The organism is Enterobacter sp., assembly GCF_977039595.1.
Genome location: NZ_CDRQYH010000084.1, coordinates 1 through 13,945, shown reverse-complemented (window position 1 = coordinate 13,945; position 13,945 = coordinate 1). Strand labels below are relative to the sequence as shown.

The 13,945-nt window shown below is 51.5% G+C and carries 15 protein-coding genes and 3 pseudogenes; 7 read left to right on the top strand and 11 right to left on the bottom strand.

All coding sequences use genetic code 11. The annotated features are described in order from the left end of the window. Positions 1–272 precede the first annotated feature (272 nt). Both ACWYRJ_RS18405 and ACWYRJ_RS18400 read left to right on the top strand, forming a co-directional pair. A pseudogene (locus tag ACWYRJ_RS18405) lies at positions 273–341 on the top strand (hypothetical protein); the annotation flags it as partial. Positions 342–366: 25 nt separating this feature from the next. Then, a complete protein-coding gene (locus tag ACWYRJ_RS18400; RefSeq protein WP_008500345.1) occupies positions 367–591 on the top strand; it encodes a DUF2594 family protein in 225 nt (74 codons plus the stop codon). Between the two features lie 66 nt (positions 592–657). Here ACWYRJ_RS18400 and sdiA read toward each other — a convergent pair whose 3' ends face one another. The 9 genes from sdiA to ACWYRJ_RS18355 all read right to left on the bottom strand — a co-directional run bounded on the left by sdiA (position 658) and on the right by ACWYRJ_RS18355 (position 8,568). Further along, positions 658–1,380 carry a transcriptional regulator SdiA gene (gene sdiA / locus ACWYRJ_RS18395; protein WP_127731506.1) on the bottom strand — a complete coding sequence of 241 codons (723 nt, stop codon included), beginning with the start codon at positions 1,378–1,380 and terminating at the stop codon, positions 658–660. Positions 1,381–1,601: 221 nt separating this feature from the next. Continuing rightward, positions 1,602–2,354 (bottom strand): L-cystine ABC transporter ATP-binding protein TcyN, encoded by a 753-nt coding sequence (gene tcyN / locus ACWYRJ_RS18390; protein ID WP_008500343.1) that lies wholly within the window; start codon positions 2,352–2,354, stop codon positions 1,602–1,604. Further along, the gene (gene tcyL / locus ACWYRJ_RS18385) at positions 2,351–3,019 is read right to left on the bottom strand and encodes a cystine ABC transporter permease (RefSeq protein WP_028013677.1); all 669 of its coding nucleotides are present in this window, start codon (positions 3,017–3,019) and stop codon (positions 2,351–2,353) included. Before tcyL ends, tcyN begins: the two co-directional genes overlap by 4 nt. Positions 3,020–3,040: 21 nt before the next feature. Next, on the bottom strand, positions 3,041–4,027 hold the full coding sequence (gene dcyD, locus ACWYRJ_RS18380) for a D-cysteine desulfhydrase (RefSeq protein ID WP_111964859.1): 987 nt from the start codon (positions 4,025–4,027) through the stop codon (positions 3,041–3,043). A 106-nt stretch (positions 4,028–4,133) separates the two neighbouring features. Continuing rightward, positions 4,134–4,934, bottom strand: coding sequence for a cystine ABC transporter substrate-binding protein (gene tcyJ / locus ACWYRJ_RS18375; RefSeq protein ID WP_111964860.1), 801 nt, complete (start codon positions 4,932–4,934; stop codon positions 4,134–4,136). 86 nt (positions 4,935–5,020) lie between these two features. Next, entirely contained in the window at positions 5,021–5,572 is a 552-nt protein-coding gene (fliZ, locus tag ACWYRJ_RS18370) for a flagella biosynthesis regulatory protein FliZ (protein ID WP_008500339.1), read from the bottom strand. A gap of 54 nt (positions 5,573–5,626) precedes the next feature. Next, a complete protein-coding gene (locus ACWYRJ_RS18365) occupies positions 5,627–6,346 on the bottom strand; it encodes an RNA polymerase sigma factor FliA (RefSeq protein WP_014170714.1) in 720 nt (239 codons plus the stop codon). 129 nt (positions 6,347–6,475) lie between these two features. Further along, entirely contained in the window at positions 6,476–7,735 is a 1,260-nt protein-coding gene (gene fliB / locus ACWYRJ_RS18360; protein WP_455508394.1) for a flagellin lysine-N-methylase, read from the bottom strand. 8 nt (positions 7,736–7,743) lie between these two features. Then, on the bottom strand, positions 7,744–8,568 hold the full coding sequence (locus ACWYRJ_RS18355) for a flagellin N-terminal helical domain-containing protein (protein ID WP_111964862.1): 825 nt from the start codon (positions 8,566–8,568) through the stop codon (positions 7,744–7,746). 402 nt (positions 8,569–8,970) lie between these two features. Between ACWYRJ_RS18355 and fliD the strand changes: the two genes are divergently transcribed. The 4 genes from fliD to amyA are packed head-to-tail and all read left to right on the top strand — an operon-like array spanning position 8,971 to position 12,741. Next, entirely contained in the window at positions 8,971–10,395 is a 1,425-nt protein-coding gene (gene fliD, locus ACWYRJ_RS18350; RefSeq protein ID WP_455508393.1) for a flagellar filament capping protein FliD, read from the top strand. A 21-nt stretch (positions 10,396–10,416) separates the two neighbouring features. After that, a complete protein-coding gene (gene fliS / locus ACWYRJ_RS18345; protein ID WP_033145898.1) occupies positions 10,417–10,821 on the top strand; it encodes a flagellar export chaperone FliS in 405 nt (134 codons plus the stop codon). A 5-nt stretch (positions 10,822–10,826) separates the two neighbouring features. Next, the gene (fliT, locus tag ACWYRJ_RS18340) at positions 10,827–11,201 is read left to right on the top strand and encodes a flagella biosynthesis regulatory protein FliT (protein WP_455508392.1); all 375 of its coding nucleotides are present in this window, start codon (positions 10,827–10,829) and stop codon (positions 11,199–11,201) included. A gap of 52 nt (positions 11,202–11,253) precedes the next feature. Then, positions 11,254–12,741 carry an alpha-amylase gene (amyA, locus tag ACWYRJ_RS18335; protein WP_111964881.1) on the top strand — a complete coding sequence of 496 codons (1,488 nt, stop codon included), beginning with the start codon at positions 11,254–11,256 and terminating at the stop codon, positions 12,739–12,741. A gap of 102 nt (positions 12,742–12,843) precedes the next feature. Here amyA and yedD read toward each other — a convergent pair whose 3' ends face one another. After that, the gene (gene yedD / locus ACWYRJ_RS18330; RefSeq protein WP_039263781.1) at positions 12,844–13,257 is read right to left on the bottom strand and encodes a lipoprotein YedD; all 414 of its coding nucleotides are present in this window, start codon (positions 13,255–13,257) and stop codon (positions 12,844–12,846) included. Between the two features lie 333 nt (positions 13,258–13,590). Between yedD and ACWYRJ_RS18325 the strand changes: the two are divergent. Then, positions 13,591–13,798, top strand: a pseudogene (locus ACWYRJ_RS18325) (SOS response-associated peptidase); the annotation flags it as partial. On the opposite strand, the pseudogene ACWYRJ_RS18320 reads toward ACWYRJ_RS18325, so the two are convergent. Then, positions 13,732–13,945: pseudogene (locus ACWYRJ_RS18320) on the bottom strand (hypothetical protein); the annotation flags it as partial. The pseudogenes ACWYRJ_RS18325 and ACWYRJ_RS18320 overlap by 67 nt on opposite strands.

The following is a 13,945-nucleotide window of genomic DNA, read 5'->3' as shown; positions in this document are numbered from 1 at the left end:
GTATGCCTGAAAGCGTGCGTATTGCCTGAAAACACAACCCGCTACGGGGGAGACTTACCCGAAATCTGATTTATTCAACAAAGCCGCATCTGTATTCAAAAAGTTACAAAAAACTTGCAGGCTTTTCCTGCAAAAAAACAGATCTCAAATTTTTGTAACAATAATTAACGGCAAGCGAACCGGGCATAAAGAATTAATAGCCTTTAACGGCGGTTAAGTTTACCGGTACGTTCTGTTTACGCAATTAAACATCCACGTAAAAGTACAAAAAACAACCACTGCATTTTTTGCTTCAGCTTGTGGTATACTCCGCCGCCTTGACTTTCGTCGTCGCGCTTTAGCGCCGTTTAATAATGAGGAAAATAAATGAGCACACCTGAATTTGCCACTGCGGAGAATAACCAGGAACTGGCACAGGAAGTAAACTGCCTGAAAGCATTGCTAACGTTGATGCTGCAGGCGATGGGCCAGGCTGATGCCGGTCGTGTGATCATTAAAATGGAAAAACAAATCGCGGAGATGGAAGACCAGGCTGAATCTGCGGTATTTGCTAACACCGTTAAGCAAATCAAACAAGCCTACCGCCAGTAACAAAAAACGGCTGGATGCAGTGCATTCAGCCGTTCCCTCGTCTGTCACGCAGAACGTATTATCCTGTCAGATCAGCCCCGTTGCCGCCGCGTAACACGCAATCTGGGTTTTGTTAGGCGCATTGAATTTCTTCTGCATATTTTTCTGATGGAAGTTAACGGTATTCTCTGAGATAGAGAGAATGATCGCTATTTCCGCTGACGTCTTCCCTTCCGCAGTCCATTTCAGAATTTCGCGCTCGCGTTTACTGAATTTCATTTCTGGCGGCATGACCATCTCATCTTCAAAACGCGTCAGAGAGGTTAAAGCCATTTGCACCAGCATTTGCAACCGCAGTTCTATTTCCTCACGGGCAAATGGCCCTTCCTTAAGACTCGTACGAGATACTGACAGGAAGCCGAGCGCGTGGTTAGGCAGCATCAGACACTGCGTTATTCCCGCGCGTAAACCGTGGTCCTGGGCGCTATGCCATAATTCCTGCGCCTCGGCAAATAATGCGTCTGTCCAGGGTAGATGACCCTGGATGAAATTTTCCGCTTTTAAAACCGGATCGATAGCGAAATAGTTCGCGGAATGATATTGCGCCATCCACGGCTTTGGATAAGTAGTCTGCAAAGAGATTTTAGGGCGCGTAAAGGGTACGGGATGCCGCACGCAGAGCGCGTAATAATCGAATTCCAGCGCCTGAGTTTGCCGCTCTAGCTCCTGATATACCTCATCGGTACTCGTCAATTGCTGAAACCGGAGTGAGCAGTCCCGTCGCCAGTTGAAAAAGTCTGAATCCTTCATACTTACTAAATGAAGCCTCTGAAAAGATAATCATTATTATGGTGAATATAAACTAACACATAAAACTTTTTTCTAACTGCAAAATATCGGCAATAGCCCAATTAACTTTAGTATTCATAAGGTTTATCCGAGCTGGGCGGAATAAAAAATCAAAGGACGGCGCCCGTAGGGAGAATAATTTGCTCCAGCCTAAATTTCTGGAGCAAATTAGTGCATAAATGCTACTGCATAAGGAATTTTTCAAGGAACTGACGGGTTCGCGGCTGTTGAGGATTGGCGAACAGACTTTTCGCCGGCCCCTGCTCAACAATCCGTCCCTGATCCATGAAGATGGCTCTGTCAGCAACATCGCGTGCAAAGCTCATTTCATGCGTTACGATCACCATCGTCCTTTTTTCCTGCGCCAGCTGGCGAATGGTGTTCAGCACTTCACCCACCAGTTCAGGATCGAGCGCAGAGGTCGGTTCATCAAACAGGATCACGTCAGGACGCATCGCCAGCGCGCGCGCTATCGCCACGCGCTGCTGTTGGCCGCCCGACAGACGGCGCGGATAGCTGGTCTCTTTCCCCGCCAGCCCGACTTTGGCGAGCAGTTCGCGCGCGCGCGCCGTCGCTTCCTCTTTTGGCTCACCTTTAACGATAACCGGCCCTTCGATAATGTTCTCCAGCACCGTACGGTGCGGGAAGAGATTAAAGTTCTGGAAAACGAAACCGACATGCTGGCGCAGGCGGCGAATTAAACCTTTCTGCTGGCTGATGGATTTCCCGGTATCAATCGTTATCTCGCCTACCCGGATGGTGCCGCCTTCCGGCTGTTCAAGCAGGTTAATGCTGCGCAGCAGCGTCGTCTTTCCCGAACCGCTCGGTCCGATAATCGCCACCACTTCCCCCTGCTCTACTTCCAGATCGATCCCGTGGAGCACCGTTTGACCGTGGAATTTTTTCACCAGGTTTTTGACGTCGATAGCACTCATTTTGGATCACGCTCCTGGCGGTTAAGCTGGTTTTCGAAGTAGTTTTGCAGAGCAGACAGTACCGTCGCCATCACCCAGTAAATTAGCGAGGCGGCCAGATACATGGTAAAGACTTCAAGCGTGCGCGAAGTAATAAGCTGTGCCTGACGGAACAGTTCCGGAACCTGAATCGTTGCTGCCAGGGAAGTATCTTTCACCAGGCTAATAAAGCTGTTGCTGAGCGGCGGTAGCGCCACGCGCGCCGCCTGAGGCAGAATGGCCCGGCGCAGCGTCTGCCATGGCGTCATCCCGATACTGGCCGCTGCTTCCCACTGCCCTTTGTCAATGGAGGAGATGGCCGCACGCAGGGTTTCAGAGGTGTACGCCGCGGTATTGAGAGACAGACCAATCATCGCTGCCGGAATCGGATCCAGCTCGATACCAAACTGCGGCAAGCCGTAGTAGATCATAAAGAGCTGGGCGATGAGCGGCGTACCGCGAAACACGGAGATATAAAAACGCGCCAGCCAGCGCACAGGCAGGATGGGCGACATGCGCATTAAGGCCAGCACAAATCCCAGAACCAGCCCAAAGAACATCCCGCCGATACTGAGCTGTAACGTAAATACCGCACCTTTCAGCAGAAACGGCAGAGAATCAATAACCAGTTGAATACTTTCTTGCATTATTATTTTTCGACCTGATTTTTAGACATGAGGATGGTAGGCAAACAGCGCAGGCGCCCCGCCGGTATGGACAAATAAAATCGGCCCTTCATCCTTAAAGCGTTTCTGCGCAATGCCGTCAATCAGTCCGGCCATCGCTTTGCCGGTATAGACCGGATCGAGCAGTATGCCCTCGAGGCGCGCCAGCAGCTTCACCGCTTCCATGCCCTCTTCGTTAGGCGTACCGTAACCCGGCGCAAAATAGTCATCCCAGAGCAGAATATCGGCCTTGGCCTTCAGCTCCAGCTGCTCTGCGACCGCCTGCTGTAGCGTAACCACTTTTGGCTTCTGATCCGCTACGCTGCGGGACACCGTCACCCCGATAAGCTCGACGTCCGGCAGCAGTTGTTCGAGCCCCACCGCCAGCCCGGCATGCGTGCCCGCGCTTCCGGACGCGACAACCACGGAGGAGAGGCTCACTGCGCCCTCGCACTGCTGCGCAATTTCCAGCGCACTTTCCACATACCCCAGCGCGCCCAGCGCGTTCGAACCGCCGACAGGAATAACGTAGGGGCGGAACCCCTGCGCTTCCAGACGCGTCGCCAGCTCGTCGAGCTGGGCGGCCGGATCGGTCAACGCATCCACCATTTCTACCTGCACATTAAACAGATCCAGCAGCAGACGGTTACCGTTGGTGAGATAGTTTTCTGCCCGCGTGCCAATCGGGTTTTCCAGCAACGCCACGCAGTGGAGCCCAAGCTTTGCCGCCACGGCCGCCGTCTGGCGAACGTGGTTGGACTGGATGGCCCCGGCAGTAATGAGCGTATCCGCGCCTTCGCGCAGGGCGTCAGCAGCCAGAAACTCCAGCTTGCGCAGCTTGTTGCCCCCCATCGCCATCGGCGTCACGTCATCACGCTTAATAAAAATATCGCGCCCTAAATAATCAGAAAATCGCGGCAGGTACTCCAGCGGCGTCGGCGCGCCGATGAACTCCAGGCGGGGAAAGCGCGTTAAATTCTGTAGTGACATGGGTTCTCCGGTAACTCTGACAAAATGTTATATTTTTCATTATGCACGCAGACGCGAAAGAAATAAAAAAGGCGCTTTTAAAAGCGCCTTTTTTTACGGCAGAAACTTATTTCGTGACGTCTGCACCGAACCACTTCTCGGAGAGCGCTTTCAGGCTGCCGTCTTTTTGCATGTCAGCAATCGCGGAATCAATCGCTTTGACCAGGTCTTCGTTACCTTTACGAACGGCAACGCCTGATTCCTGACGAGAGAACGCATCACCCGCTACCGCCAGGGTATTGTTGGTTTTCTTCACCAGATCCAGCGCGGCCAGGCGGTCAACCAGAATGGCGTCGATACGGCCCACGCGCAGATCCTGGTATTTCGTCGGGTCGTCATCATAGGTGCGGATATCCACGCCCTGCACGTTCTTGCGCAGCCACTCTTCATAGTTAGTACCCAGACCGACACCGACTTTCTTCCCTTTCAGGTCCGCGGCAGTTTTAATCCCGCCTTCGTTGCCTTTCTTCACCAGCGCCTGAATACCGGACACGGTGTACGGCGTAGAGAAGTCATATTTCTTCTTACGCTCGTCAGAAATGGTCACCTGATTGATCACCACATCAATACGTTTGGAATCCAGCGACGCCAGCATACCGTCCCACTTGGTCGGTTTCAGGGACGCTTTCACGCCGAGGTGCTTCGCCAGCTCTTCAGCAAACTCCACTTCAAAACCGGTCAGCTTACCGTCATCGCCCTGGAAGCTGAACGGAGGATAGGTTCCTTCCAGCCCGACCAGCAGCGTACCGCGCTCTTTTACTTTATTCAGCAGGTTTTCTGCGGCGAACGTTTTCACGCTCATGCCCGCAACCAGCGCAACGGCCATAACACCCATCAGCGCCTGACGACCCAGAAGTGCAAATTTCATAAATACCCCGATATAGTGGAATTTTTACGTAGTGTAGAGAAATCGCCTGCAACGTCAAAGGCGACTGCGCTACATCTTATTCTTTTTTAATATATATCAGAAGTTGTTCCGGCGTGGGCTTTCTGCTTTATGGCACCCGGCATTTGTACCTTGTATTGCGCATACTTGCGCAGCGCAATTCGGTAGTTGTTGGTGCTGGTTGCAGGCAGCCACGGCTCCAGATTTTCATCCAGATAACCGGTTTTCAGCAGATCGCGAGAAATATTGTTTACGGTCAGATGTTGCCCAAGGCGGCGCAGGCGAACGACATATTCGCGAACGGTGCCGTGGCTCATCTCCGTTTGTTCAAACAGGAACTGCTTGAAGCCGATAATATCGAAGAAGTCGCTTTGCTCTTTGCAGTGGAGATCCCCACAGAAACGGCAAAGCGCCACCCACTCTTTTTGCTCTTCAAGCCATGCTGCTTCGTCCATCAACGTGTCGAGACGCGAAATCGCAATCTTATTGACGATTTCGCCCCGGCGAACCAGCGTGATACGATCGAGTAACTTGTTACAGTGGGCGCAATGCGTCTGGCTGTGTTTAAAGTCTTTCAGGTAGCGGCTTAAAGGCCGTCTTTTAGATTGCTGCACCGTCATGATAACTCCTGGTTGTCAATACGTTGTGCGGCATTTTTAAGGTGAATCAATCACCTATAACTTACCCAGCTTGGTTCGTAAGCGTTTAATGGCCTGGCTGTGCAGCTGGCTCACCCGCGACTCTCCCACCTCCAGAACAGCGCCAATCTCTTTGAGGTTAAGCTCTTCCTGGTAATAAAGGGTCAATACCAGCTGTTCGCGTTCAGGCAGAGCTTCAATAGCCTCCATGACGCGCTGGCGTAAATTCCCTTCCATTAAATGGTGTAACGGGTTCTCCTGCTGGTGCTCGTCCGTCACCAGCTCGATGCTATCGCCATGCTCTTCTCGCCACTCGTCATAAGAGAAGAGTTGGCTATTATTGGTATCGAGCAACATCTGACGATACTCTTCAACAGCAATGCCAAGACGTTCCGCCACTTCGGTTTCCGTTGCGTTACGTCCCAGTTCCTGTTCCAGCTGCCCCATCGCATGCGCCACTTCGCGCGCGTTGCGGCGAACACTGCGCGGCACCCAGTCGCGGCTGCGCAGCTCGTCCAGCATCGCACCACGAATACGCTGAACTGCGTAAGTCGTAAATGCCGTTCCTTGCAGAGCGTCGTATCGGTCAACTGCATTCAATAACCCGATACCGCCCGCCTGTAGCAGATCGTCGAGTTCCACGCTCGCCGGCAAGCGCACCTGGAGGCGCAATGCTTCGTGACGCACCAGCGGGACATAACGCTGCCACAGCGAGTGTTTATCCATTACACCTTCAGCGGTATAGAGTGAATTCACGATAAACAGCCCTGCGTTAGTTGAGTTATCGGCATGATTATCCGATTCTGCAGGGCGTTCAATTGGATGAAAAAGGGGGATAAAGTGAGGTTATTCTGAGGTTGCCCACAACAGGGGCAACTTTTCTGCCTAAATTAACAGTTGTAACAATGAAAGATCGTCGCCCAGTTTGACGCTATCTATATGTTGATGAAAGAGCTTTCCTGCTTCCTGATTATGCTGGCTAAGGGAGTGGAAGCTGTAAATAACATCAATGATATTATCTTGTTCAATTTTCCCCGCCACGAGAGCCTGACCGGCAAGTAACGTTTTAAGGAAATAGAACTCCGCAACGATTAAATAAAGGTTATTCAACATGCTGCGGCCGTTGTTCTGCGGGAAGCCCTGCTCCCACAGTTTGTATTTAAAAAAGTTCTTGAATAAATGGTCATTGGTCGCCAGATAACTGCCCGCCACATCTCGCCAGACGGACTCGATGTTTTCCATGACCTTCTCTGCCGGCACGGTGTCACCCGCAGACTCAAATTGTTGATAAAGCTGGGTAAAATAACGGTTTAATACCGCACCGCCGCGGGCTGTTACTTTCTTCGTGAAGTAGCTCTGGATGAGCGAAATTAACGCGAACTTCAGGCTATAGTTCTGATTAAAGCCGCCTAATTCCGTTTTGATTTTACCGCTCAGCAGTTCGTTAACCAGTGAGAAATAGACCGTTTCGAGCGTGCCGATATTCTCTGCGATATTATCGAGCTTTTCCGCCACCATGAGGAATTTCACTACGGCGTAAACCTGTTCTTCAACGCTGACGCCCTCAACGCTGAAAATATTCTGGCAGAAGAGATTGATGACCTTGGCCTTCAAATCAATCATCGGCGCATTATTGATGTCCTGCTGAACAATGACAGATTCCATCAACGACATAGACTCCCGATCGTTCAACAGAAGTCGGGTCACTTCCGGACACGACAGGTTCAGCGATTTTTCGATTTCATTTTTATAGACCCGGCTTGTCCGTGGAAATGTCGAACAGGTTGGGCTTAAGGCCTGGACGCCCATGGCGCCATGAACAGAACAGAGTTTTTCCGTATCCATAAACGGGCAGTTTTTACTTTCCGTATGGAAAATCACTTCACCCCAGTGGTCATAGTTTTTTTTGGTGACTTTTATCGCCGTTTTCGCCGTCTGACGAATAGCGGCATTTTTACTGTTCAGATAGCGATTAACGGAGGATTTATCAAACGCGATGGTCCAGCCCTGACAACAATGTTCACGGCATTCCCCACCGACACATGAAAAATCTGCGACCAGCTTTGGTTGAGTGACACTGATTTGTTTCACAGGCGGATTCTCAAATAGCAGAGATAAAAAAACCCCGCCGAAGCGGGGTTTCACGCGTAAAATTAACGCAGCAGAGACAGAACGGTCTGTGGAACCTGGTTTGCCTGAGACAGAACAGAAGTACCAGCCTGCTGCAGGATCTGCGCGCGGGACATGTTGGAAACTTCAGTTGCGTAGTCAGCGTCCTGGATACGGGACTGAGCAGCAGACAGGTTGTTAGAGGTGTTGTTCAGGTTGTTGATTGCAGAAGTGAAACGGTTCTGCACAGCACCCAGGCCAGAACGTGCTTTATCAACTTTAGCGATAGCTGCGTCGATGGTGCCCAGGTCGGTAGCGGTCATAGTTTTCAGGTCGATAGCGTTCACGCCCAGAGTGGTGGTGTCAGCTTTAGCACCGCTCAGGTCCAGATCGATGGTGTCGCCGTCGTTAACGCCAACCTGAATTTTAACTACGCCAGCAGTACCAGCAGTGCCGTCCAGCAGTTTGATGCCGTTGAAGTCAGTTTTGCCCGCAACGCGGTTGATTTCAGCCAGACGAGCGGTAACTTCATCCTGCAGAGAAGCCAGGTCAGAGGTGCTGTTGGTGCCGTTGCTTGCCTGAACAGCCAGTTCACGAACGCGCTGCAGGTTGTTGTTGATTTCGTTCAGAGAGCCTTCAGCAGTCTGCGCCATGGAGATACCGTCGTTGGCGTTACGTGCTGCCTGGTTCATACCTTTGATCTGAGCGGTCATGCGGTTTGCAATCGCCTGGCCAGCAGCATCGTCTTTCGCGCTGTTAATACGCAGACCGGAAGACAGACGCTCGATAGCAGTGCCCAGAGAAGACTGAGATTTGTTCAGGTTGTTCTGAGTGGTCAGGGACAACAGGTTAGTATTGATAACTGCCATAATTTTCTTTCCTTCAAAAATTGGGTTTTAGGTCCGGTGCCTAACACTCACAGCGTCTCTCACCGTCAACAAGGTTATCGACGGGTCCCCAAAAGACTTTAGAATCAATTTTGAAAAAATTACAACCAGCTGATTATTAACAGATTTATTTTTAAAAAAATCAATTAAGGTCCAACAGAGCGTTATTATTTATGCTTTTTTAACGCGCAAAGAGATGACTAAAAAGGCACATACTTATTCGTGTTTTCAAAGCGCAGATAATGATCCTAAAGTGCAATCCTTTCATTTACCCCGCCAGGACGCGTCTATTCTTTGGATTATTTTTTTCTCACCATCGTAAACTTTTACGTTGAGAGGCCGATAAGAGTCCTGAACTACTTTCGTATTTTAAGGAAAATATGCATGGCTACTATCAGTAACCTCGGGATAGGTTCTGCAGGACTCGGGGATTTATATAATCAGTTGGATGCAGCAGAAAGAACCAAGCTGACGACGATTACTTCCCAGCAATCAACGTATAACGCGCAGTTAAGCGCTTACGGCAAGCTGCAGAGCGCCATGACATCGCTGCAGACTGCGACCGCTGCGCTGGGTAAGGCAACCACCTGGAACTCAACGTCCGTTAGCAGTACCAACACGGCCTTTACCGCCACGACAACGGCTGACGCATCTGTCGGTTCCTTTGTTGTAAACGTCAACCAGGTTGCCAAGGCACAGGCACTGACTACCGGCTCCTATGCAAACAACACGGATCTGCTGGGCGATACGACAGGTACAACGCGTAAAATCACCATCACCCAGCCGGGCACGAAAACGCCTTTAGAGGTCACCCTGGCGGATGGCGATACGTCTCTGGCCGGGATCGCGAGCGCCATTAATAAAGCGAACGGCAACGTCACCGCTAGCGTCATTAAAGCGAAAGAGGGTGATTACCGCCTGATGCTGTCATCAAAAACCACCGGTACGGATGGTGCGATGACGGTAAGCGTCACCGGCGACGCCAAGCTGCAAAGCGCAATTGGCTACGATTCCGCCACCAAAACGGGCGCGCTGACGGTGAACACCGACGCGCAGAACGCGATTGTGGTAGTGAACAACATCTCCATCGAGCGCCAGTCGAATACCATTACCGATGCCCTGCCTGGCGTGACTTTCTCGCTGAAAGCAGAAAGCAAGGCAGATGAAACATTAGAGGTGACTCGCGCAACGGATGCTAACCAGAAAGCGATCACGGACTGGGTAACGGCGTATAACTCGCTGCAGTCCACCATTAACAGCCTGACGAAATATGTTCCGGTTGATGCTGGCTCCGGCAGCCAGTCAGCCAGCAACGGGGCACTTGTTGGTGATGCGAACGTGCGCGGGATCCAGTCTCAGCTGCGCGGTCTGCTGACCGAAGTGCAGAGCGGCTCGGTACAGATCATGGCCCAGCTGGGGATTACCCAGGACCCGGTAAAAGGTTCTGACGGTACCGTCGGTAACCTGAAAGTCGATACCGATAAGCTGAAAAAAGCGCTGACCGATAACCCGAACGCCGTACAGCAGTATTTTGTCGGTGACGGAAAGAAAACCGGTATGGCCACCCAGATGAACAACACGCTGACCACCATGCTCAGCACCAGTACCGGCAGCGCCGGGGTGATCCAGAACGCGAAAGACGGGATCAACAAAACGCTAAAAACGCTGGGTGAGCGTTACGATGCTATGGAAGCCACTATTGATGCCACCATGGCGCGTTACAAAACCCAGTTCACCAGTCTGGACGTATTAGTCACCAAAATGACCAATACAGCCAACTACCTGACCCAACAGTTCTCACAAAAGTAGTCGTAGCCTTCAGGAGTGGATATGTATAAGACCTCTGGTGTTCAATCCTATCAGCAGATAGGAGTCGAAAGCGCAGTCATGAATGCCAGTCCACACCAGCTGATTGTCATGTTATTCGACGGGGCGCATAGCGCCCTTGTTCGCGCGCGTTTGTTCATGGAAGCCGGACAAATTCGTGAGAAAGGCGAAGCGTTAACGAAAGCCATCAACATCATCGACAACGGTTTAAAAGCAGGACTGAACATGGAGGTTGAGAGCGAGTTGTCCGGTAATCTTGCCTCCTTGTACGAATATATGGTTCGACGTTTGTTGCTGGCGAATGTCAGTAACGACGTAGACGCAATTGTTGAAGTCGAGGGTTTATTAAACAACATTGCGGATGCGTGGAAGCAAATCGGCCCCAATGCGTCCTCTATTTCAGGATAATTTTGATGAATAATCCCAGCGCAGCGCTTAGCCACTGGCAGGCGTTACATGCTCAGAGCATTGCTATGCTCAATCTCGCACATTCTGGTCAATGGGATGCGCTTATCGAGCAGGAAATGCATTACGTTCAACTGGTGGAAAAAATTTCGCAAACGCCCATCATGTCATGCCCTCCGGCTCAGGTTGCGCAAGCGCGTGCGCTGCTGGAAATGATCCTTGAAAATGAGAATGCGCTAAAGGCTCTGCTGAAAGTCCGGATGGACGAACTGCGTAATCTGATTGATCAAACCGGTAAACAGCAATCCATCACGTCTACCTATGGAAAGCTGTCCGGGAATATTCTTTATCCAGAAAGTTTGACCCGCGACACACAACTATGATTTCTTCATCCATACTCCAGAAGTCTGCCAACTGGCTTCTGGAGCAAGGATGATGAAAAACCCCACCCTGTTACAATGTTTTCACTGGTACTACCCTGCTGGCGGTGAATTGTGGCGAGAGGTCACGGCGTTAGCTCCCAATCTTAACGAAATCGGCATCAACATGATCTGGCTGCCGCCCGCCTGTAAAGGGGCATCCGGCGGGTATTCTGTCGGCTATGACACCTATGACCTGTTCGATCTTGGCGAGTTTGACCAGAAAGGCAGTATCGCCACGAAATATGGCGACAAAGCACAGCTGCTGGAAGCCATTGATGCCCTCAAGAGCAACGACATTGCCGTGCTGCTGGACGTGGTGGTCAACCACAAAATGGGCGCCGATGAAAAAGAGCCCGTGCGCGTTCAGCGCGTGAACGAGCAGGACCGCACGCAAATTGATGACGAGGTCATCGAGTGCGAAGCCTGGACCCGCTACACCTTCCCTGCCCGCGCCGGGCAGTATTCACAGTTTATCTGGGACTACAAATGCTTCAGCGGCGTCGACCACATTGAAAACCCCGATGAGGACGGCATCTTTAAAATCGTCAACGACTACACCGGCGAAGGCTGGAACGATCAGGTTGATGATGAGATGGGTAACTTCGATTATCTGATGGGCGAAAATATCGACTTTCGCAATCACGCCGTGACCGAGGAGATCAAATACTGGGCCCGCTGGGTCATGGAACAGACGGGCTGCGACGGTTTTCGTCTGGACGCCGTCAAGCATATTCCCGCCTGGTTCTACAAAGAATGGATTGAGCACGTCCAGGAAGTTGCCGACCAGCCGCTGTTTATCGTGGCGGAGTACTGGTCCCATGAGGTGGATAAACTTCAGGCCTATATTGACCAGGTCGAAGGCAAAACCATGCTGTTTGATGCCCCCCTGCAGATGAAATTCCACGAGGCGTCACGTCAGGGTCGGGATTATGACATGAGCCAAATCTTCACCGGTACCCTGGTAGAAGCCGATCCGTTTCATGCGGTCACCCTCGTCGCGAACCATGACACCCAGCCTTTGCAGGCGCTGGAAGCGCCGGTCGAAGCCTGGTTTAAGCCACTGGCTTACGCGCTGATCCTGCTGCGGGAAAATGGCGTGCCGAGCGTCTTTTATCCGGATCTCTTCGGCGCCAGCTATGACGACGCGGGAGGTGACGGTGAAACGTACCATATTGATATGCCGGTCATTGAGCAGCTTCACGAGCTGATCCTTGCGCGCCAGCGTTTTGCCCACGGCGTGCAAACGCTGTTTTTCGACCATCCAAACTGCATCGCCTTCAGCCGCAGCGGTACGGAAGACGATCCCGGCTGCGTGGTGGTGATGTCGAACGGGGACGACGGTGAAAAAGTGATTTGTCTTGGGGAAAACTACGGCAACAAAACGTGGCGGGATTTTCTCGGCAATCGCGAAGAAACCATCACCACGGCGGCGGATGGCGAAGGGACGTTTACATGCAAAGGCGGAAGCGTGAGCGTGTGGGTAATAGAGGAAGCGCTGTAGAACAGGAAACGTGCGGCCTGATGCCCTCACCCCGTCCCTCTCCCACAGGGAGAGGGCGTAAAAACCAAAAACGGCAACGAGGTTGCCGTTTTGCTTTTACACTTAGGGCAGTTTACTCTCCAGCGGATTCTTGCTCAGGTAATCGGCACACTCAACCGTTGGGCGATCGACCTTCTGCAGCTCCAGCCCGTCGTACTCAAGCGTCGAGCCATCGCGCTCCAGCGGATAGATATCCAGCTTACGCGTCACGTTGTAATAACTGTCTGAACGCAGCATGATTTTACCCGGCACGGCAATCACGCGCTGCCACTGACGGCAGTCCAGCGTATCGCCCTCCTCCGTCACCACCAGCGTGGCAATCGCCTTCGGACTGACCATGTTGCTCTGCGGCCCTTTCGACTGCCAGTATCCCGCCAGGTGCGCCGGGACAGGGTGCTTGATCACGTCTTTATAATTATCGACCTGAACGCACCCGGTCAGTGCCAGCAGCGCGCCAGCAATTGCTATTTTTTTCATCATCTTTCCTGCATTCGAAGAAAAAAATATTGTGGCATTAAAGCGCTGCGGCTGCCAGCGGAGATCGACAGGTCTTAAACCTGCATCCCCATCACATGAGCATACATTTTTTATAATCGACAAAGATCTTCCAGGAGCGCACCAAATAACAGTTGGTTATAGTCGTCGAAACGTCAGTCGACTAAGTTTATCTTAAGAAGAGTGCTGTTTTATGTGCCCTCTAGGCCCCATCATCCACCTCTTTTTCTTCCTGCCCAATAATTTCAGTCTGGCATTAGACCGGAGGTTTCTATGGGTGGACGTTTTGCATAAGCCCGACCCTGTGGAGATTATCTGGCATACATATCCGAGGAAGGCGATCGTGATATCGCGCATGACCCGAAACCGATAGGTTGATACCACGTCTGGCCGTCACCAAGTCCTGCTGTTGAGAGAACGCGATGAGCAGTTGCATTCGGAACCAGTCCTATAGTGTTACGCACCAGGATGGTGGGATAAATCGCCACTAATTAACGCGCGCTTCGGAACTGCGGTGACTAGCTGAATGTTTAAACCTCTTTTGGGCTTTGTTGAATAAATCGAACTTTTGCTGAGTTGAAGGATCAGATCACGTATCTTCCCGACAACGCAGACCGTTCCGTGGCAAAGCAAAAGTTCAAAATCACCAACTGGCCCACCTACAATAAAG

Bases quoted from the DNA above. Each gene is read 5' to 3' on its own strand.
- ACWYRJ_RS18400 (WP_008500345.1), top strand. From the start codon at position 367: ATGAGCACACCTGAATTTGCCACTGCGGAGAATAACCAGGAACTGGCA.
- sdiA (WP_127731506.1), bottom strand. From the start codon at position 1,380: ATGAAGGATTCAGACTTTTTCAACTGGCGACGGGACTGCTCACTCCGG.
- tcyN (WP_008500343.1), bottom strand. From the start codon at position 2,354: ATGAGTGCTATCGACGTCAAAAACCTGGTGAAAAAATTCCACGGTCAA.
- tcyL (WP_028013677.1), bottom strand. From the start codon at position 3,019: ATGCAAGAAAGTATTCAACTGGTTATTGATTCTCTGCCGTTTCTGCTG.
- dcyD (WP_111964859.1), bottom strand. From the start codon at position 4,027: ATGTCACTACAGAATTTAACGCGCTTTCCCCGCCTGGAGTTCATCGGC.
- tcyJ (WP_111964860.1), bottom strand. From the start codon at position 4,934: ATGAAATTTGCACTTCTGGGTCGTCAGGCGCTGATGGGTGTTATGGCC.
- fliZ (WP_008500339.1), bottom strand. From the start codon at position 5,572: ATGACGGTGCAGCAATCTAAAAGACGGCCTTTAAGCCGCTACCTGAAA.
- ACWYRJ_RS18355 (WP_111964862.1), bottom strand. From the start codon at position 8,568: ATGGCAGTTATCAATACTAACCTGTTGTCCCTGACCACTCAGAACAAC.
- fliD (WP_455508393.1), top strand. From the start codon at position 8,971: ATGGCTACTATCAGTAACCTCGGGATAGGTTCTGCAGGACTCGGGGAT.
- fliS (WP_033145898.1), top strand. From the start codon at position 10,417: ATGTATAAGACCTCTGGTGTTCAATCCTATCAGCAGATAGGAGTCGAA.
- fliT (WP_455508392.1), top strand. From the start codon at position 10,827: ATGAATAATCCCAGCGCAGCGCTTAGCCACTGGCAGGCGTTACATGCT.
- amyA (WP_111964881.1), top strand. From the start codon at position 11,254: ATGAAAAACCCCACCCTGTTACAATGTTTTCACTGGTACTACCCTGCT.
- yedD (WP_039263781.1), bottom strand. From the start codon at position 13,257: ATGAAAAAAATAGCAATTGCTGGCGCGCTGCTGGCACTGACCGGGTGC.